Source organism: Taibaiella lutea (assembly GCF_008629695.1).
In the GTDB taxonomy this organism is placed as follows: domain Bacteria; phylum Bacteroidota; class Bacteroidia; order Chitinophagales; family Chitinophagaceae; genus Taibaiella; species Taibaiella lutea.
The window spans coordinates 198,660-218,128 of record NZ_VWSH01000002.1; the positions used below are offsets into that span (position 1 = coordinate 198,660).

The following is a 19,469-nucleotide window of genomic DNA, read 5'->3' on the forward strand; positions in this document are numbered from 1 at the left end:
TAAATTGGGCGTAAAGATAAAGAAGTATTTATTTTGATTTTGCCATAGGTGTTAACAAGAATGTTAAGGAAAGTTGACATATTTGTTATCAGGTCTATATTATTAAAATGCCCTGCTTACGCCAATAAGCCATCTTGCTCCTAAGTATTGAGGCCTGTCAAACGTAGGCCTGTTAAGCAACAGCGGCATATCAAACCTTAAAGTCAATGGTTTTGCTTTGTCAAAAACACCCCATTTGTAAATCGTAAAAGCCGCTCCTATACCTGCATCCATCCTGAAATCAGAAATATTGCCGGTTGCTTTTATATTCTGGTCTATCGGGTTAATACGGCTCAACTGAATGATTCCGGCATCGGCAAACGCATAAACATTGGCTTTTAACCAATTGCAGCTGATGGCAGGTCTCCACCTGAAATAATTTGTGAAATCAAATTCGGCATTGACAGCTGCCCCGCTTTGGCCTTTATATGCAATATAATTTTCATTATTTCTCCTGTCGGTAACATAATAACCGTTATAACCTCTCAGGCCTAAGCCACCTCCGTATTGAAAATGGCCGGTTGAATATGGATCATAACTCCCCACCCAATCATTTGGAATAAAACCCATACTGCGTACATATTTGTTTTCCATCATTTCTTCAGGACTTGCACCTGCGAGGAATAATGCGCTTTCGGAAGGCATACTATTACCCAATCCGTAACGACCAATCAATCTGGTCCGGATAATCATTCGTCCCAAAATATGGGTGTTTTTCCACTCTAATTGTATGTAATTGTAATTAAAACTATCCGACAGGAAAGGTGCATGTGCAGTGAACAATAAAGAACCATAACCATTAAAATAATTATAAGAATGAGTGTAGTCCAGCTCCAACGCAGTATTGGGATGTGCTAAAGTACTGTTCCATTCTTTTGGATAAAGCAGGTAATCAGTATAGCCTTCATTCCGGTAAAAGGTATGCAACGAGAAATCAAGATTGTTTTTATTATTGATAGCCCAGGTTGTCCCTATTTTATGATACCACAATCCATCTAAAAAGCGGGAATTGAAATAAACACCAAAATCAGGATTGGAAAGGCTTAGCGGTGTACTGAAGTTAATGGTATAATTGACCCAGGGTTGAATGCCGCTTTTTGCAAGGTTGGTCTTAAACCTGTTCCATTCGCCCAATTGGGTATTTGCCCAGACCGTACCATCCAGTTTCAGGTAATTGTTTAAATAGCTACCTTCCCAATGTACGCCAAGCTTTATACCGTCAATAGCATTGTACCAGATATCAGGCCTGATATAGAGCTGATAATGTTTCCAGTCGACGCCTGTATAATATCCGGGATCCCATTTTGTTTTTAAGGACGTGATACGGGGAAATAATCCGGTGGTTCTGTAATTATCCAACATATACCTGTCGGCAAAGCGATGCGTTGTATCTATCTCAACCAGAGCAATACCTTCAGGCGCCTGAATATGTGCCGTGTAAGTTTCATCTAATTTTCCCCAGCCTATCCATCTCGGAAGCCTTACTGCGTCTGTTTCTTTATCAAACCAGGTATTGGGTATATAATAGCTGTATTTATTGCCTTTTCTGGTTGTGACGGTAAAATCAATAGGCATGTGCATTGCTCCTTTGCGCTTGAAAACGATTGCGCTGCTGTCTGTTCCTTTAATTGTATGAATCGATTGGATGCCGTAATTCAGATCTTTTGTAGTTTCCAGCCATTCATCAAAAAACCAATTAAGATCTGCATGTGTGAATTGAATAATGGAATTCCTGAAATCGTCAAAATACGGATGCGCAAATTTCCATTGGGAAACATAGTGCTGCATGGCTTTTGCAAATAAACTATCCCCTAAAGTATATTGCAGGTTATACAGCATTGTTGCTGTTTTAAAATATACCATAGCATAGCCTCCGCCGTGGCCCAATGCACTGTTGAAATCATCGGAATGTGTGTTCAGTTGATGATCGTTCCCGTTGGCAACTTCCTGAATGTATCTTGATAGCACATTGACATCCATCGTTAGCTTGGGCTCGTCAAAATGTTGTTTCCATTTGCTTTTAGGTTTTTCATAAACCATAGTGTCACCCAGAATGTTTCGCAAACCTTCGCTTGTAAGAAATTGTGTGAAACCTTCATCCAGCGATGCCCTGTAAGTTTCATTGCTGCCAATCATGCCATAAAACCAGTTATGTCCGATTTCATGCACCAATAATTTTCCATAATCAGGATTGCGGCCGCCATCCATAGTAATCATCGGATATTCCATGCCGTCTCTTGCATCTGCAGCCACCATTTTCGGATATTCATACATGCCATAATTTTCCGAAAAAGTCTGAACAGTTTTAGCAACCAGTTCTGCGCCATTCTGCCAACCCGAAGCATGTGGCTCCTGAGCAATAGCTACACATTCAATGCCTTTCCAGTAAGTTGTTCCAAGCCTATAACTCGGGTCGGCAGTAAAGGCAAAATCATGTACATTCTCAGCGTAGAAAATCCATTTTTTTCTTTCTCCTTTTTTATAAGGAATAATGGTCGATGGTTTTTCTTCCCAGGGCTTATTTGCAAAGTTCTTAAGATCCAATTGTTCTCTGAGTTCCTTTGGAAGTACTTCTTCACGATTCTGAATGGCTCCTGTTGCTTCTACGACATAATTGGAAGCAAAATCAAGGCTTACGTTAAAAGTTCCGAAGTCACCGTAAAATTCTTTTCCTAAATGCTGATCTGTTTCCCAACCGAACTTCGCATCATATACACATATTTTCGGAAACCATTGACAGCCATTGTAATGCATAAAACCCCAGGCATTGTACATCTGCATCCTGCGCCTGGTGCCACCCATATCAAAATAAGTGTTAAACTTCATTTTGAATGTTACGGACTGGTTTGGTAATAATGGTTTTGACAGGTACACTTTCAGGATAGTGTTATCCAGTTCGGTTTTAAGCGGGACATTTTCAACCGTCAAGTCTTCGATGTTAATACCTAATCCGGCTGCTTCATATTTTCCCAACCTGGACTTCACCTTATTTGCTTTTTCCAGTTGATGCGTATAAGAACCTTTTACAAATGCATTCTGGTATAAATGGAAATACACAAATTCAAGCGTATCAGGGGAATTATTGGTATAAGTTAATGCTTCAGATGCATTTATCTGATTGGTTGTTTCATCAATTCTGGCATCTATATTATAAGCCACATCCTGCTGCCAATAACCGCTGTACGGCTTTCTGTTTTTCCAGTAAAGTTTATTTTCAGGAGAACTGTATTGTTGTGCTGTGGCCTTGTCTTGAATAAAAAGGCCCGTAATAAAAAATAATAATAAAAATCGGTTCATGTATATTTTTAAAAATATTAGGGCTTGAAAATACAAAAAGATAAGTTCTTCAGGAACAGAATCTTGCTGATATAATAAATAGATACATGCTTTCCTTGCTATTTTTATAGTTAAGCACTGCGTTCCGTAATTAATTGTTCATTATCTTTGATCCGATTTTGTAAATCGGAGTTTTATTATTTATCAAACTGTAAAAATGAAAAAAACAATTTTGGCGTTAGCGATTTTGTCTTCTTTGGGGGGGATTTCTTCATACGCACAAGTCAATAAAGGTGGATTGCCTTTAAGCATGATTTTGAATGAAAGTACTCTTCGGGATCAGAAAGTTGAAACAATTTTATATCAGGCACCTGATCTTAAGACTGTTTTGAAAAATGATATTGCGGCTCAGACAATTAATCCGAGGCTGGACAGATGCGGTATTGCGGTATCAACCAATGTATCATTTCCTGAATCAGGTAAGTTTGTATTTGTGAACGGTGCAATGGTTTGGAGAGCGCAAATTGAAATTGCAAACGCACCGGCAATAGGCTTATATTATAATGCCTTCAAATTGCCGGAGGGTGTGAAATATTTCATAACAAACGAAAACAAAAAGCAAGTATTAGGAGCTTATACTAACGAAAATAATCCTTCTGATGGTCTTTTTGCAACGGAAATGATGGAAGGAAATGTTGCTAATCTTGAAATTGACATTCCTGCAGGAACTAATATCAATGATATTCAGTTGCATGTTGACAGAGTCGCTTATTTCTACAAGGGTATTAACTTCCTGAGTCAATATTCAGATAAATCTATTGACGATGGTACAGCACAAAAGCCAACGGACGATCCATGGATTAACGGGTCTGCTCCTTGTCATATTAATGCTATATGCCCGGCAGGTGCAAGTTTGCCTATGTCCAGAAAATCAGTGGCAAGGATAGTAGTTGATGCAGGTGGCGGTTTCTTTGGTTTTTGTTCAGCTACGCTTATAAACAATACAACTGAAGATTGTACGCCCTATATGTTGACTGCAACACACTGTGATGAAGATAACAGTACAGAAAACAGTCATTTCAGCACATGGACATTCTATTTTAATTTTGAATCTCCTCTTTGTGGAGGTGGTGGAAACATTAAAGAAACCAATACCATGTCCGGTGCTGACTTCGTTGCCCGTGCAGATTATGATTCTTCCAGTATTACTATTATCGGTGATTTTATGCTTTTGAAATTGAGGTCGAAAGTACCTGATACTTACGGCGCTTATCTTGCCGGTTGGAACAGAAGCTCAATTTTATCCACTGCAGATTCGTTTATTGGTTTCCATCATCCGAATGGTGACATTAAGAAATTATCTGTAGGTAAAAATATTTCCTCAACAGGTGAATTCAACCAAAATCCTGTAACAACTCCTAATACACACTGGTCATTGAATTTCTTTACAGGTGGTGTTGAAGGTGGATCATCAGGTAGCGCATTATTTGATAAAAACGGATTAATCGTAGGTGATTTAACCGGTTCTCCTCCAGTTAATGCATGCCCTGAAGATACGCGTCCTGATGGCAAATTCAGTAAAAATGGCATTTTGTATAGTAAACTAAGCCGCAATTGGGAATATCCTGAAGGAAATGGTATAACTACAAAACAACTTAAACCGTGGTTAGATCCGATAAATACAAATTCAACTACACTTCAACCAAAGTTGTTTACAGCAGCTTGCCCTACAGCTCCTACTACAGGTATTTCAAACACACCGAAATCAGAGTTGTCAAATGCTGTTTCAATCTATCCTAACCCTGTGACTTCCGGTGTTGTGCGTATGCAGGTTAATCTGGTAAAACAAGCTGATTTGGTAGTAACAATTTATGATATTACCGGAGCTGCAAAAGCAACGTATAATTTAAATAATGCTTCAAAAGGTGAATTTACTTTTGACCTGAGCGGATATGCTAATGGCACTTATTTGATGAAAGTTAATTCAGGAGATGCATCAACCTTGAAAAAGTTTGTGGTACTTCATTAATCTTTTATAATAAAGTCTTTAAAGCAGCAATCATTTGATTGCTGCTTTTTTTATAAATGAAAAACTATAATTGCAGATCATTGCATGACATCATTACATAAATCCGAATATTTTTCAGAAATTTTTACAGTTCATTTCTCCTTCATCTGTTACAAAGACACCTTATCTCATTAAAACATGACGGCTTTACCGTATGTATGTTTTTGGTTTGATTTTTGTGGTACTAATTGAGTTAATTAAAATCTAAACAAAAAGAGAATGAATATTGTTTTAAAACGGTCAATATCATTCTTTCACAATAAACAGAAAGAACAAAGATGAACTTAAATAATTTCACTATTAAAGCACAGGAATCCCTGCAACAAGCGCAACAATTAGCGTTTAATAATGGGAATCCTACAATAGAATCCGGGCATATTCTAAAAGCAATTCTTGAAGATAAGGATGGACCTATCGAATATTTATTAAAGAAGAGTAACGCCAACCTGAACATTATTCATTCAAGACTGGAAGATTCCTTATCGAAGCTTCCAAAACAAAGCAACGGCGATGCGGGACAAATGTTGGGACGTGATGCAAATAATGTTGTATTGCGTTCCGGTGCTGCACTTAAAGAGTTCAATGATGAGTTTGTAAGTGTAGAACATATGTTGCTGGCAATTCTTCGGGGAAATGACGAAACTTCTAAAATCCTTAAAGATGCCGGTCTTACAGAAAAAGGACTTATAGCCGCTATAAAAGATTTAAGAAAAGGCGGCACGGTAAATTCTCAAACCGCTGATACAAATTATAATGCATTGCAGCGATATGCAAAAAACCTGAATGAGCTGGCGCAAAACGGAAAGCTTGATCCGGTAATCGGCAGAGACGAAGAGATTCGCCGTACGCTTCACATTCTTTCACGCAGAACCAAAAACAATCCTATACTTGTAGGCGAGCCCGGTGTAGGTAAGACCGCTATTGTAGAAGGTCTGGCGCATCGTGTCATAAATGGCGACGTTCCTGAAAACCTGAAATCAAAAATCATTTTTTCATTAGATATGGGCTTGCTGATTGCAGGTGCCAAATATAAAGGTGAGTTTGAAGAGCGTTTGAAATCAGTCATTAAAGAAGTGACGGAAAGTGATGGTGCTATTATTCTCTTCATTGATGAGATACATACGCTTGTCGGAGCAGGCGGGGGTGGAGAAGGGGCAATGGATGCTGCCAATATCCTGAAACCTGCATTGGCAAGAGGTGAACTGAGAGCTATCGGAGCTACAACTTTAAATGAATATCAAAAATACTTTGAAAAGGATAAGGCTCTGGAACGCAGGTTCCAAAAAGTAATGGTAGATGAACCAAGCGTGGAAGATGCTATTTCCATTTTAAGAGGATTGAAGGAAAGATATGAAACCCATCATCACGTTCGTATCAAAGATGAAGCTATTATTGCAGCAGTAGAGCTTTCGAGCCGCTATATGTCAGACCGTTTCCTGCCGGACAAGGCTATTGATTTGATTGATGAAAGCGCTGCAAAACTAAAATTGGAAATGAATTCCATGCCTGAGGAATTGGATGAACTGGAACGCAGGATAAGGCAATTGGAAATTGAGCGAGAAGCTATTAAACGTGAAAATGATGAAGAGAAGGTAAAATCACTTTCAACCGAAATTGCAAACCTTTCTGTAGAGCGCGATACATTCAAAGCTAAATGGAATGAGGAAAAAGAAGAGGCAGAGAAGATACAATCGGCTAAGGCTAAAATTGAAGATCTGAAACTGGAAGCCGAAAAAGCAGAGCGTGACGGTGACTATGGAAAAGTAGCTGAAATACGCTATGGCAAAATGAAAGAACAGGAAGAACTGATTGCTGAGTTGACCAAGGAAATGGAATCTTTTTCAGAAAAAAGATTGTTGAAAGAGGAAGTGGATGCAGAGGATATTGCAGAAAACGTGGCACGTGCAACCGGTATTCCGGTTCAAAGAATGATGACCAGCGAAAGAGAAAAGCTGATGCATCTGGAAGACGAATTGCATAAAAGAGTTGTAGGTCAGGATGAAGCGATTGAAGCTGTTGCCGATGCTATCAGGCGCAGCAGGGCCGGTTTACAGGATGTTAAAAAACCAATAGGCTCTTTTATTTTCCTTGGAACAACCGGTGTAGGTAAAACTGAGCTAGCAAAAGCATTAGCCTCTTATTTGTTCGATGATGAAAGTATGATGACCAGAATTGATATGAGTGAATATCAGGAAAAACATAGCGTAAGCCGTTTGGTGGGTGCACCTCCGGGATATGTAGGGTATGACGAAGGAGGACAGCTAACAGAAGCCGTTCGCCGTAAACCTTACTCTGTAGTGCTTTTAGACGAAATTGAAAAAGCGCATCCTGATGTTTTCAATATTATGTTGCAGGTACTGGATGACGGCAGGTTGACGGATAATAAAGGTCGCGTAGTGAATTTCAAGAATACGATCATCATTATGACAAGTAATCTTGGTAGTCACCTGATTCAGGAAAATTTTGATGATATTAAAGAGGGTGATGATATTGATGAAATAGTGGAAAATACGAAGAATGCGGTAATGGGTTTATTACGGCAAACTTTAAGGCCTGAATTTCTGAATCGTGTAGATGAAATTATCATGTTCCATCCTTTGATGAGAAAAGAAATAAAAGGTATTATCCGTATTCAGTTAGACGAGCTTAAAAAGCGCTTATTGCAACAAGGTATTCAACTGGAGTTTTCTGATTATGCACTTGATTATTTCTCTGAACAGGGTTTTGATCCTCAATTTGGCGCAAGACCTTTAAAAAGGTTGATTCAAAAAGATATCATCAATTTACTGAGTAAGAAAATTATTTCGGGTGATTTGGATAAAACAAAACCTGTTTTGATAGATGTATTCGATGGGGTAGTGGTAGTGAGGAATGACGGTGAATAATTGAAAAGTCAAAAGTGAAAATTCAAAAAGGAAGGGTGATTTCAAAAATTGAAATCACCCTTCCTTTTTATAAATTATTTATCTACTCCTGATGCAAAGCCAGTACAGGCGCATTGCTCACATGTGTCAGCAATTTAGTGCGGCTTTTGTGAAACAGATTTTCAAAGAAGCCGTATTTTTTAGGGATTACCAACAGCCAGCCTATTTCATGTTCCTGTAAAAAAGAAGCCACGCCCGTTTCTATATTTTCATCTATAATAGTATGATAAGTAGGCTGAACAGAGCTTAGCATATTGGTTAATTGAGCCGGAGCTTCTAAAACCTGTTCCGGTTTATCAACATGAATAACATCCAGCGTAGCACCTAATTTCTTTGTCCAGTTAATAATTTCAGCAGATGGCGTATGTTCTGAAACCTGGCTATAATCTGCTGCAAAGCAAATTTTCCCTACGGGCTTCCATGTAACATCTGAAGGAACGGCCAATACGGGCGCTTTAAGGTTCCTTAATGATTTTACAGCCATGCTTCCCCACAGCATAGATTCTTCACTATTGCCGGAAGTGCCCATTACAATTAATAAAGGTGGATTTTCATCTATCAAATCTGAAAGGCAATCCACGATTTCGCCTGGTAACACCTTTGAGCTTATTTCAATATCCGGCGCTATGCCTTGTAATCTTGTAAGCTCTGCATTAATGCTATTTTCCGATATCTTTTGAATCTCTTCGAGATTAAGCAACGGAACCGGACTATCTGTATAGGCAAATGGGATAATATAAGCGTGTACCAATTCCAGTTTGACATTCAAAAGCTTTGCCAGATGTAAAGCATAGACAGCTGCATTTTGCGAAGCCGGCGAAAAATCCGTTGCCATTAATAGCGTGTTATTCATATCGGATATTTAGTTTTAGAGAGAATGATATTTATCTGTCCGGTAAAATTGATTGGAACAGAAAAATATTTATTCTTTTGTATTACGCTGAAAATTATGAAATTGTTGCATCACTTGTATGTTAAAAATAGAAGAACATTTCAAATAATTGTTTGTTATTCAAATAGAAAAAGGGTAAAAGCGTAATTTTGCCGGTCAGGCATTTAAAGAATTTTCATACAAGGATAACAGCGCAATAAATCAATGGCATTATTAGGCAATCTTATTTCCCGTTCACTCCGTATCCGAAAAAGTTTTCGAATCAAGGTCGCATCTCCAAGAACTTATCAACGCAATACTTTGCGCAATCTTCTGGAGCGCGGGCAATACACTTCATTTGGTAAACATTATGGTTTCGGAAAAATGCTTTCTGAGTCGGTTGACTGGGAAACGGCCTTCAGGGAAGAAGTTCCTTTCCATAATTACAATAGCATGTTTGCGCAATGGTGGCATAAATGCCTCGAAGGGGAAGAGAATGTAACATGGCCCGGAAAAGTAAAATATTTTGCATTGAGTTCGGGGACTTCAGAATCGGCAAGTAAGCATATTCCTGTAACGCAGGATATGATACGCTCGACCAAGAAGGTAGGTTTCAAGCAATTTTACAGCATGACCCATTTTAAAATTCCTTCTAAAACTTTTGAGAAAGGCGTATTGATGCTGGGTGGTTCTACCTCTTTGATGAAACAAGGCGATTATTATGAAGGTGATATGAGTGGCATCAGTGCAAAAAATATGCCCCGTTTCCTGTCTAACTTTTTTTATAAGCCGGGGCAGAAAATTTCACGTCAGCCAAGGTGGGAAAAACGTATAAAACTGATCATTGAAAATGCCCCGAAATGGGACGTGGGCATACTTTGCGGCGTTCCGGCATGGGCGCAGATAGTATTGGAAGAGATTGTAAAAAAGTACAACCTTAATACTATTCATGACATGTGGCCTAATCTTAGAATATACATTCATGGCGGTGTTGCATTTGAACCATATCGTGAGAATTTCAAGAAATTAATGGGCGTACCAGTAACCTATATTGAAACCTATATGGCCTCTGAGGGTTCTTTCGGATTTCAGGCCAGGCCGGGCGTTCCGGGCATTAAACTGGTTTTGAACGCGGGTATATTCTATGAATTTGTACCCTTTAATTCAACCAATTTTGATGATAACGGCGATATGATTGGTAAACCGCAATCTTATTTCATCGATGAGGTAAATACAGAAGAAAAGTATGCTGTTGTATTAAGTACATGCGCCGGAGCATGGCGTTACCTGATTGGAGATGTTGTCCAGTTTACGGATGTAGAAGAATATGAGATCACCATTGTTGGCCGTACCAAACAATTCCTTAGCCTTTGTGGCGAACATACTTCTATTGATAACCTGAATAAAGCAATTGATGAAGTAAACAAGCAACTGAAAGTTCAGATTAAAGAATTTACGGTTGGCGGTTTCCCTTACGGCACTTTGTTTGCCCATAAATGGTTTATCGGTTGCGATGACCCGATTGATGCAGCCAAAGCAAAAGAAATTATTGATGCCACATTATGCGATGTGAACGATGATTATGCAGTCGAAAGGACTTCCGCATTGAAAGAAGTCTTTGTGGAAATCCTTCCCACTCACACTTTTATTGATTACCTGAAGCATATGGGTAAGTTTGGTGCGATGAATAAATTTCCAAGAGTTATGAAAGGACAAACATTGAAAGAATGGGAAGATTTTCTGAAGGAATATAATAAGGACTGACCGGCAGAAATAACAAATTGCTGTTATTGATTTGAGAAAAGAGGTACAAATAGTACCTTAGCCCAAATTTTTTATTTTGAAACAGTATATACTTTATATATCCGCTATCAGTATTTTGCTTGCTTCCTGCGGAGGCGAAAAGTCGACATCGAAAGGCGGGGCTATTATTCTGGGAGATAGTTCTACCATCGTTACGGAAAAAGATTCTCAGTATCTGAAAGATGATATTTTAGATTTTGAACCTAATAATGTTGTTTCAACGCAATCATCAAAAGCTGATACAGTTGTAAAAGCTGCTGCACCTGTTGAAAAACCTCAGGAACCCGTTCAACAACCTTCAAAAGCTACAGCAGCAGGCTACAGTATTAATTTCGGAAATGTCAAAATTGTATTTGAAGGTATTGCTGCAAATGATGCTACCAGACAAAATGCCGAAAAGCAGGATGGCCTTTCTTATGTAATTAAATCCGGAAGCCTTGCAGGCGCGAAGATTCATGTGTACGGTGCTAAAAATGCAACAATAAGGCAACGTTATCAAAGCAGGTTAATGCTGAACTCAAAATCAGGTTCTGTTGATTTAAGGAATTTAGGTTTATACACTACAGGATGGAAAAATGTGAATGCTTCCAAAACAGGCGCTGAATACGTCTTTGCACTAACGGATCTGAATAACATCTCTTTCTCGAATGTAAACAATGCAAAAATTAAAAATGCTACAGATAAGGAATTACGTAACCGACGCACCAGTAAAAAAACGATTCAAAGCTGGATGAAGGAAATAAGTAAAACAAACAGCGCCAATGATAATCCTTGTGATATTATTTTGGATAACCTTCAATTGCAGATTTCAGGAACAGGTGCCGATGGAAAATCATTCCGGAAGAATATAAGAATGAGTGCATAAGAATATTTATTATGTTTAAAGGGAGATTCAGGTTTTAAAAGCCTGAATCTTTTTTGTTTCAGGAATTCACTATTTTTATAATGGAAACAATCTCAATTTTTCAAAACAAATTATTATCTCATGAACATTTTTGATAAGATGGCTAACGGCTGGGAAATCAGCAAGCTTAGTTTCAGAGTATTAAAGGCTAATAAAAGCCTCATTATTTTCCCTATACTTTCAGGCATTTCTTTGATGGTGATACTTGGTACGTTTTTCTTCGGTATTGTGTCAGCATACGGCTGGGATTTTGGTAATATAGATTTAGGTTCTTCAAATCCTTTGTATAAGTATGGCCTGATTTTCATTTGTTATCTTATAAACTACTCTGTTGTGGTGTTCTTCAACATGGCGTTAATGCATTGCGCCAAACTTTATTTTCAGGGTGAAGAAGTTACCGTTGCAAAAGGATTGGCATTCAGCAGTAGTAGAATTGGTGCAATCCTTTCCTGGTCTGTATTTGCAGCAACAGTAGGGCTTATTTTGAAAATCATTCAGGATAATGTCGGCTGGATTGGAAAAATAATAACCGGTTTGATTGGAATTGTCTGGAGCGTTGCGACTTTCTTTACGGTTCCAATTCTTGCTTATGAAAACGGAACGCCATGGGAGGCGCTCAAGAAATCTTCTCAGATGATGAAAGAAAAATGGGGCGAAAGCCTGGGTGCCACCTTCAGCTTCGGCTTAATGCAATTTGTAGCATTTATATTATTGCTTATTCCTGCTTTTTTAATAGGTTATATGAATGTATTTGCAGGTATTGCAGTTGGCATTATTGGAGTTGTTTTAATAGCAGCAACATTCAGCGCTTTGAACAGCATTTTCGTAAGTGCTGTTTATAACAAAGTAAGAAACGATATAGATGTGCATCTGAATGATTCCATGTTTGATACTTTATTTGAAGCAAAGTAGCATGTTTTAAATGAAGTCAACCAGCATATCATCAATAACACAGAAATAAATATAATCATTGCAAAATAAAAACGGGAAGTACCGGATAATAGCACTACTTTTGCACCCGCATCGCGAGGTAGAGCAGCGGTAGCTCGTCGGGCTCATAACCCGAAGGTCTCAGGTTCGATCCCTGACCTCGCTACTTCAGAAAAGGAATACATTAAACTGTATTCCTTTTTTTTATTGATTTGTGATATCATCGGTTGTGCTTATATCCGCCGTGGCGGACTCAGGTTCGATCCCTGACCTCGCTACTTCAAAAAGGAATACATAAACTGTATTCCTTTTTTTATTTACTGATTTGTGATATCATCGGTCGTGCTTATATCCGCCATGGCGGACCGAGGTTCTATTGCTGAATTTGCTACAGGATTATCTGCCTATTGTGTTTCACATGCGAATAATGTGATGGAGGATTCGAGGAAATTTGATTTTATAGAATAATTCACATATTATTCCTTACAAAGGTGTTTTTTTATCTCACTATAAAGACTATCTTGGCTAAGGCAAATAAACTTTACTATATAGGTGAGCTCCTCTTTTAAATTCTATTCGCAATTAGAATCGATGGACTGCGGTCCGGCTTGTGTGAAAATGGTTGCATCGCATTACGGTGCCTCTTATTCACTCGACTTTCTTAAAGAGCTTACCGACTTCAACAAAATCGGTACCAACTTCCTTTCCATCCGACGTTGCCTTCTTCATTTAGGTTTTAAGGTTACTGCCGTTCAGATTCCGTTTTATTCCACTGACGATCTTCCGGGCTTAAATGAAGCGCCATTGCCATGCATTGTCCACTGGAGGGGAAATCACTTTGTAGTGGTATATGAAATTACAGATAAATACATCCGTATAGCCGATCCGGCGCAGGGTAAAATCAAGTTGACCATACCGGAATTTATAGATAGCTGGTCTGAAAATAAAACGGAAGGACTTCATGGCAAGTCGGGGCATGCATTGATAATTATTCCGGGAGGGGAACTGCTCAAAGAAACGGGCCCTAAAAAAGACCATAGCGTAAAAGCTTTTCTCTGGCCTTACCTGAGATTGTATAAAAAAACAATCGGGTTACTGATATTGGGAATCCTTGCCATCTCGCTTTTGCAGTATGTTTTACCCTTCTTAAATCAATTCCTTGTTGATAGGGGAATTGTGGGGAAGGATATTTCATTTGTAAAGCTGATCCTTTTAGGTATGTTAGGGCTTTTTGCAGGCAGGATCACTATTGAGCTTTTTCAGAACTGGCTGATACTGAATCTCGGTACCGGGTTGAACAATACAATGATTTATGATTTCCTGAAAAAGATCTTGCGGCTGCCCATTATCTTTTTTGACCAGCGAACCAAAGGTGACTTCCTGCAAAGGCTTCAGGAATTTTCAAGGATAGAGCAGTTTATTACCAATCAATTGATCAACTCACTGATTTCTATTTTATTTCTGTTGATTTTTGGAGTTGTTCTCTGGATATACAATAAGTTCATTTTTGTCATTTTTGTGGTTTCAACCATATTATACATTGTCTGGGTTTTACTTTTTATCCGGAAAAGAACCATACTGGATTATAAGCTTTTCGGAAAGCTTTCGGGGCAGCAAAATAACGTGTATGAAATACTGGAAGGTATTCATGACATAAAGATCAACAACCTTGAAGAAAGCAAGTATAACCATTGGAAAAAGGAACAGGATGATCTGTTCCGCATTCAGAAGAAAAACTTCCGGCTTTCGCAGCTTCAGAAAAACGGAGCCACTATTTTATCACAGTTCAAGGATATTATTATTACTTTTTATTCTGCCAGAGCTGTTATAAACGGTGAGCTTACGCTTGGTATGATGTTGTCTATACAATATATCATCGGCCAGATGAATGTGCCGGTAATGCATGTGATTACCTTCATACAGGAATATCAGAATTCGGTGAACAGCATCAGACGCATTGAGGATGTGTTCAGTAAAAAAGAAGAAGCTGCTATTGTCAAAAAAAGTTCTGATGCTGATATATCAGGACTGATGCAGCAGGATATTGTCATCCGGGAATTATTCTTCGGATACAACGAAGAAGTAAACATCCTTAGCAGAATAAACCTTCGCATACCGGCAGGCAAAACAACTGCAATTGTAGGAAGCAGCGGCAGCGGCAAATCGACGCTGTTAAAAATATTGATGCGTTTTTATGACCCGGCAGGCGGGGAGATAATTTTGGGCGACCAATCTGCCTTCTCTATTCCGTTGGAGGACTGGCGGGCAAATTGCTCGGCAGTTTTACAGGATGGTTTTCTTTTCTCTGAAACCCTGCAATATAATATTACACTTTCAGACGGAGCTATTGATAAAGAACGGTTACAGGATTGTTTGCATTGGGCGCGTTGCGAAAGCATAGTGGAAAGATTACCGCAGGGAGTAGATACGAAAGTAGGAAATGACGGTGCGCAGCTGAGCTATGGCCAGATACAGCGGATTCTCATTGCCAGGGCACTATACAAGAATGCACCTTTGATTCTGCTGGATGAAGCCACCAATGCATTAGACACGATCAATGAATCGGCTATACTTATTAATATGAAAGAGCAGTTGAAAGATAAAACGCTTGTAATTGTAGCGCACCGTTTAAGCACTATTAAGAACGCTGATTTGATTGTGGTGCTTGACAGGGGCTTTATCGTAGAACAGGGAACACATACATCGCTTATGGAACTGAAAGGCACTTATGCCGATTTGGTAAATGCACAGGTAAATCTTAATCTCTAAACCTGATATTAATATGATTATTATTTTCTCAGAAGCGTTTGACATGTCAACAGATGAAGTCTGTGACTGGCTTGCATATTATGGAGAGCCCTTTGTAAGGATTAACGGAAATGACTTTTCTGATGAAAGTTTCTCTTATAGTCTTGTTTATGAAAACGGGAAACCGGAAGTCTATTTCAATATGAAGGGGAAGACAATTCATCATACCGACATTTCGTATGTATGGTTCCGCAGGGACGAAATGGTTTCGGAGCCGAAATCCTTCCGTAATATCACTGACCGGAAGCTAAGGAACAAGGTTTCCGAACATGCTTTGCGGGAGCTGACAAGAACTAAAGATTACTTCTACGCCACCATGTTACATTTACCGCATTTGGGCAACCACTTAAAGAAGGAAGTCAATAAGTTTACTGCACTGTTTTGTGCAGCAAAGAACGGCCTTAAGATTCCGGAAACAATATTGTCTAATGATCAGGCGCAGCAGCAGGCATTTTTAGATTCGCACGCCAGCATTATCAAATCCATAAAGGATACCGATTTCTTTACAACCGGTACCGACGTGACTTTCATTAGTTATACTGCTACTGTTGACAAAGATGAAGTCGGCAAAAATGTTTTCCCGAATCTGATACAGCAAAAGATTGATAAGGAAGTTGAAATCCGAATCTTCTTTGCAAAAGGAAAGTGTTATCCGATGGCTATTTTCTCTCAGCTGGATTCAAAGACCTCTGTAGATTTCAGAAGGTATAATTATAAAAAGCCTAACCGCTATGTACCTTATAAATTGCCGTTGCATATAGAAACTGCTTTGATTAAAACCATGCAGGAGCTTGACCTTGATACCGGATCTATAGATTTAATCAAAGCTACGGACGGGAGTTTCTATTTTCTTGAAGTCAATCCGGTCGGGCAATTCGGAATGACATCCAAGCCTTGCAATTATTATATTGAAAAGGATATTGCTCAATTATTAACGCTTAAATAAACCTGCTATGGAAAAGGATATATCAAAACACCTGAAAGATTTTTTAGAACAGAAGGAGCAGTTTGATGACCTGCCGCTTTTTTACCGGAAGCTGGAAGTATATACAGATGATATGGGTACGGCAATGGGCGTGGAAAAACTGAATATGGCGCCTTCGGGTTTTTATCAGACTTCTAAAATAAGTATTGGTTTCTTTTTTAAAAAGGCGGCACATATTGCCTGGGAGGAAGACAAGCTTAAGTTCAGACAACTTTAAATTTAACCAATGAAGACTTTCTTTAAATTATTTGCATGTTGCATACCTGTGAGGGGCTATAGCCGAAGCGTCATCTATGATGTACAGAGAAATGCATTTGAATATATACCCAATGTGTTTTTTGAATTGTTGCAGGAATGCAGGCAATTGAGCAAAGAAGAGATGCAACAGCATTATTCAGCAGAAGATTTTGAAGGCATCCTTAAGTTCCTGGATTATTTAGCGGAACATGAATATGGCTTCTGGACAAGATGTCCGGAAGAATTTCCCGACCTTGACTTACAATGGGATTATCCGGGTAATATCAGTAATGCAATATTGGAGTACCATACCGGCCAAAGCAATTATAACCTGGAACAGGTGCTGAATGACCTGGCGCAATTGGGTTGCAGGTATGTACAACTCCGGATATTCGGAGAAGGGAGCCTGCAGTTATTGGAATCCATAGCAACCATGACAGCCGGCTCCGCCATTAAGGTGATGGATATAATGATGCCTTACTGGCAAAGCCTGGATTGGGAAAGCATCTTTGCATTAATGCGGCAACACCATCGTATCATACCGTTCTCGGTGTACGACTATCCGCAGGATTGTTTGTATCCTGAGCAGATAAAGGATGATAATTTTCTTTCAAGCAGGGTTAATATTACCACTGAGTCTTTTGCTGCGGGCAATGTTAAAGAAGAAAGTAAAGAGGCCAATTTTACTGTCAATACAGATTTCTTTTGTGAGGCGGTAACATACAATACGGGGCTTAACAGAAAAGTCTGCATTGATATAACGGGCGCTATTAAAAATCATATCTCACATGAGGCAGTTTTTGGAAATGCAAGCGTAGACGGCCTTAGCGAGGTTGTAAGCCAATTATCTTTTCAGGCAAAATGGAAAATAAACAATGATAAAATTGAGCGATGCAAGGATTGCGAGTATCGTTTTATGTGTATGGATAACAGCGACATTGAATACCGGGAGGACGGCATTTATAAAAAACAGGATTGTGGCTATAACCCATATACGCAAACATGGGATGCACAGAAAACTGCTGCGATACTTTAACCGGGCAACGAAAAGAAATAAAGTAACTTTTCAAGATCTGCTGCGCTGAAAATGTGCGGAATAAAAATATCATTTATAAAAACAGCAGGTAACTCCGCATAAGGCAAATCCTGTTTTGGCAAACAAAAAGCAGGGAGTGCCTTTTCGCTTATAGCCCTTGCAGAAGCCTCGTTCTGGTGTCCCTTGTCGTTTTTATACCAATCAATCAATAATGCCATCACTGTTTCATCGGAAGGGGCCTGCTCCAGATCGTGGATAAACTTTACATCGGCAGGATCTTCATTGGCGGTATAAAGATATACTTTCAGTTTACTGATTTTTTCTTTGAGATTCTTTTGGACAATGGTTGTAATAAGTGCCGCACAGAAATGACAATGTGTACTAAGCACCAGGGTCAATTCCAAATCGTTCTCTTCAGAAAAATAAAGCGATAGAGGCTGATACAATGCATTTGTTCTTTGCAGGTTTTCATCTTCCGGTTTTGCCAATACATTTTCCAGCAATGCTGACTTTAGGCTCCCTATTTCATCGCCGTTTGCTTTCTCTTTTTGAAATACATTTATAAAGCGTATAGCCTGATGCAGCAATATGGAAGTGATTATAAGGCAGGTTACCCACAGCAAAACTGCGTTATAATTAATCCGAAATGCATTTTCCGATGGAGCGGATAAAAGTAAATACAGGCCGAGGAAAGAAAGAAGATTGATACTGTGTATCCATAAGCACAACCTGCAAAAAGTGCGGATGACAATCATTTTTATGATCAGCAGCAACGAAGCTATCACGGCTACCGCAGATAGGGTTATTGCCCAGTGAATATATGTTTCGGAAGAACCGGCTAAAAGGCTGTAAAGAAATATTGTAAAGTATATAGCCGTGCCGAATGTTGCCAGGCTCAGATTGCCAAACAGCATAGATGTTTTTGAATGCAGCAGCTTGTTGCATCCTGTATATTCCTCCGAATTACAGAACTGTTCGGTAAAGGCATTGAAAATATTATGTTCTTTAAAAAGAATGATACCGGAGATGGCAGCATTCAATAAACTGCTTATTTGTACCAGCAACATGGGTAAGGCAATGCTTTTAAAAATGTCGGCGTATAATATTACTGCAAGAATGGAAAGTGTAATCAGTGAATATTTCAGCTTCGGGCCTGAGGAGGCGACGGTTGAAGCATTACTGATAAAAGAGGCCGCGGCAAGGGCATCTTTATCATATACCATAAAGCGGGCTGTAGTGTTAAACTCGTAAGAGCCTTCTGCAGTATGATTCAGGGAAAATAACAATTGACGGTGGCCGTTTTCCCAATGATAGTAAAAGGTTTGTCCCTGATCGTCCGTTTGTGCCGCAATGCCTGCCATGCTGCTTCCGGATAACCGGTTTACTTCAATGTTTGTGATAACATTGCTTACATTATTTTGAAAGAGGAAAAAAGAGATTCTTGCCAGGGCATCTTTATTCCAGTAATCGTCTGTGGCGCGCGTATAATCCTGCCGGTTGATTGCTTTCCGGTAAAGACCTAAGAATTTATTTAGAATAGGGTAGTCAGGTTGCATAGCTAAATATAAAAAAAGGCCGGAAAATTCCG

General features: G+C 39.1%; 12 protein-coding genes and 1 tRNA gene. 10 read left to right on the forward strand and 3 right to left on the reverse strand.

The features are described 5' to 3' along the window. Window positions 1–102 precede the first annotated feature (102 nt). Window positions 103–3,336 (reverse strand): M1 family metallopeptidase, encoded by a 3,234-nt coding sequence (locus F0919_RS08065; RefSeq protein WP_150032247.1) that lies wholly within the window; start codon window positions 3,334–3,336, stop codon window positions 103–105. Window positions 3,337–3,532: 196 nt separating this feature from the next. On the opposite strand from F0919_RS08065, the gene F0919_RS08070 reads away from it, so the two are divergent. Together F0919_RS08070 and clpB are read left to right on the forward strand one after the other, a co-directional pair. Next, complete coding sequence (locus tag F0919_RS08070; protein ID WP_150032248.1) at window positions 3,533–5,344, forward strand: T9SS type A sorting domain-containing protein; 1,812 nt, start codon at window positions 3,533–3,535, stop codon at window positions 5,342–5,344. A 317-nt stretch (window positions 5,345–5,661) separates the two neighbouring features. After that, window positions 5,662–8,268 carry an ATP-dependent chaperone ClpB gene (gene clpB, locus F0919_RS08075; RefSeq protein ID WP_150032249.1) on the forward strand — a complete coding sequence of 869 codons (2,607 nt, stop codon included), beginning with the start codon at window positions 5,662–5,664 and terminating at the stop codon, window positions 8,266–8,268. An 82-nt stretch (window positions 8,269–8,350) separates the two neighbouring features. Here the strand turns inward: clpB and F0919_RS08080 are convergent, their stop codons facing one another. After that, complete coding sequence (locus F0919_RS08080; protein ID WP_150032250.1) at window positions 8,351–9,160, reverse strand: universal stress protein; 810 nt, start codon at window positions 9,158–9,160, stop codon at window positions 8,351–8,353. 243 nt (window positions 9,161–9,403) lie between these two features. Here F0919_RS08080 and F0919_RS08085 point away from each other — a divergent pair, with 243 nt between their 5' ends. The 8 genes from F0919_RS08085 (at window position 9,404) to gwsS (ending at window position 17,881) form a co-directional block, all read left to right on the forward strand. Then, complete coding sequence (locus tag F0919_RS08085; RefSeq protein ID WP_150032251.1) at window positions 9,404–10,942, forward strand: GH3 family domain-containing protein; 1,539 nt, start codon at window positions 9,404–9,406, stop codon at window positions 10,940–10,942. Window positions 10,943–11,018: 76 nt separating this feature from the next. Next, complete coding sequence (locus F0919_RS08090) at window positions 11,019–11,846, forward strand: hypothetical protein (protein WP_150032252.1); 828 nt, start codon at window positions 11,019–11,021, stop codon at window positions 11,844–11,846. A 120-nt stretch (window positions 11,847–11,966) separates the two neighbouring features. Continuing rightward, window positions 11,967–12,797, forward strand: coding sequence for a DUF6159 family protein (locus F0919_RS08095; protein WP_150032253.1), 831 nt, complete (start codon window positions 11,967–11,969; stop codon window positions 12,795–12,797). A 112-nt stretch (window positions 12,798–12,909) separates the two neighbouring features. Beyond that, window positions 12,910–12,981: transfer RNA gene (locus tag F0919_RS08100), tRNA-Met, on the forward strand. Window positions 12,982–13,367: 386 nt separating this feature from the next. Continuing rightward, window positions 13,368–15,584 carry a peptidase domain-containing ABC transporter gene (locus tag F0919_RS08105; RefSeq protein ID WP_262713947.1) on the forward strand — a complete coding sequence of 739 codons (2,217 nt, stop codon included), beginning with the start codon at window positions 13,368–13,370 and terminating at the stop codon, window positions 15,582–15,584. A 13-nt stretch (window positions 15,585–15,597) separates the two neighbouring features. Beyond that, window positions 15,598–16,569 (forward strand): grasp-with-spasm system ATP-grasp peptide maturase, encoded by a 972-nt coding sequence (gene gwsG / locus F0919_RS08110; protein ID WP_150032255.1) that lies wholly within the window; start codon window positions 15,598–15,600, stop codon window positions 16,567–16,569. 7 nt (window positions 16,570–16,576) lie between these two features. Then, window positions 16,577–16,825 carry a hypothetical protein gene (locus F0919_RS08115; protein WP_150032256.1) on the forward strand — a complete coding sequence of 83 codons (249 nt, stop codon included), beginning with the start codon at window positions 16,577–16,579 and terminating at the stop codon, window positions 16,823–16,825. A gap of 9 nt (window positions 16,826–16,834) precedes the next feature. Next, window positions 16,835–17,881 (forward strand): grasp-with-spasm system SPASM domain peptide maturase, encoded by a 1,047-nt coding sequence (gene gwsS, locus F0919_RS08120; RefSeq protein WP_150032257.1) that lies wholly within the window; start codon window positions 16,835–16,837, stop codon window positions 17,879–17,881. Here gwsS and F0919_RS08125 read toward each other — a convergent pair. Then, the gene (locus F0919_RS08125) at window positions 17,878–19,437 is read right to left on the reverse strand and encodes a vitamin K epoxide reductase family protein (protein ID WP_150032258.1); all 1,560 of its coding nucleotides are present in this window, start codon (window positions 19,435–19,437) and stop codon (window positions 17,878–17,880) included. The genes gwsS and F0919_RS08125 overlap by 4 nt on opposite strands. Window positions 19,438–19,469: the final 32 nt, after the last annotated feature.

Bases quoted from the DNA above. Each gene is read 5' to 3' on its own strand.
- F0919_RS08065 (WP_150032247.1), bottom strand. From the start codon at position 3,336: ATGAACCGATTTTTATTATTATTTTTTATTACGGGCCTTTTTATTCAA.
- F0919_RS08070 (WP_150032248.1), top strand. From the start codon at position 3,533: ATGAAAAAAACAATTTTGGCGTTAGCGATTTTGTCTTCTTTGGGGGGG.
- clpB (WP_150032249.1), top strand. From the start codon at position 5,662: ATGAACTTAAATAATTTCACTATTAAAGCACAGGAATCCCTGCAACAA.
- F0919_RS08080 (WP_150032250.1), bottom strand. From the start codon at position 9,160: ATGAATAACACGCTATTAATGGCAACGGATTTTTCGCCGGCTTCGCAA.
- F0919_RS08085 (WP_150032251.1), top strand. From the start codon at position 9,404: ATGGCATTATTAGGCAATCTTATTTCCCGTTCACTCCGTATCCGAAAA.
- F0919_RS08095 (WP_150032253.1), top strand. From the start codon at position 11,967: ATGAACATTTTTGATAAGATGGCTAACGGCTGGGAAATCAGCAAGCTT.
- gwsG (WP_150032255.1), top strand. From the start codon at position 15,598: ATGATTATTATTTTCTCAGAAGCGTTTGACATGTCAACAGATGAAGTC.
- F0919_RS08115 (WP_150032256.1), top strand. From the start codon at position 16,577: ATGGAAAAGGATATATCAAAACACCTGAAAGATTTTTTAGAACAGAAG.
- gwsS (WP_150032257.1), top strand. From the start codon at position 16,835: ATGAAGACTTTCTTTAAATTATTTGCATGTTGCATACCTGTGAGGGGC.
- F0919_RS08125 (WP_150032258.1), bottom strand. From the start codon at position 19,437: ATGCAACCTGACTACCCTATTCTAAATAAATTCTTAGGTCTTTACCGG.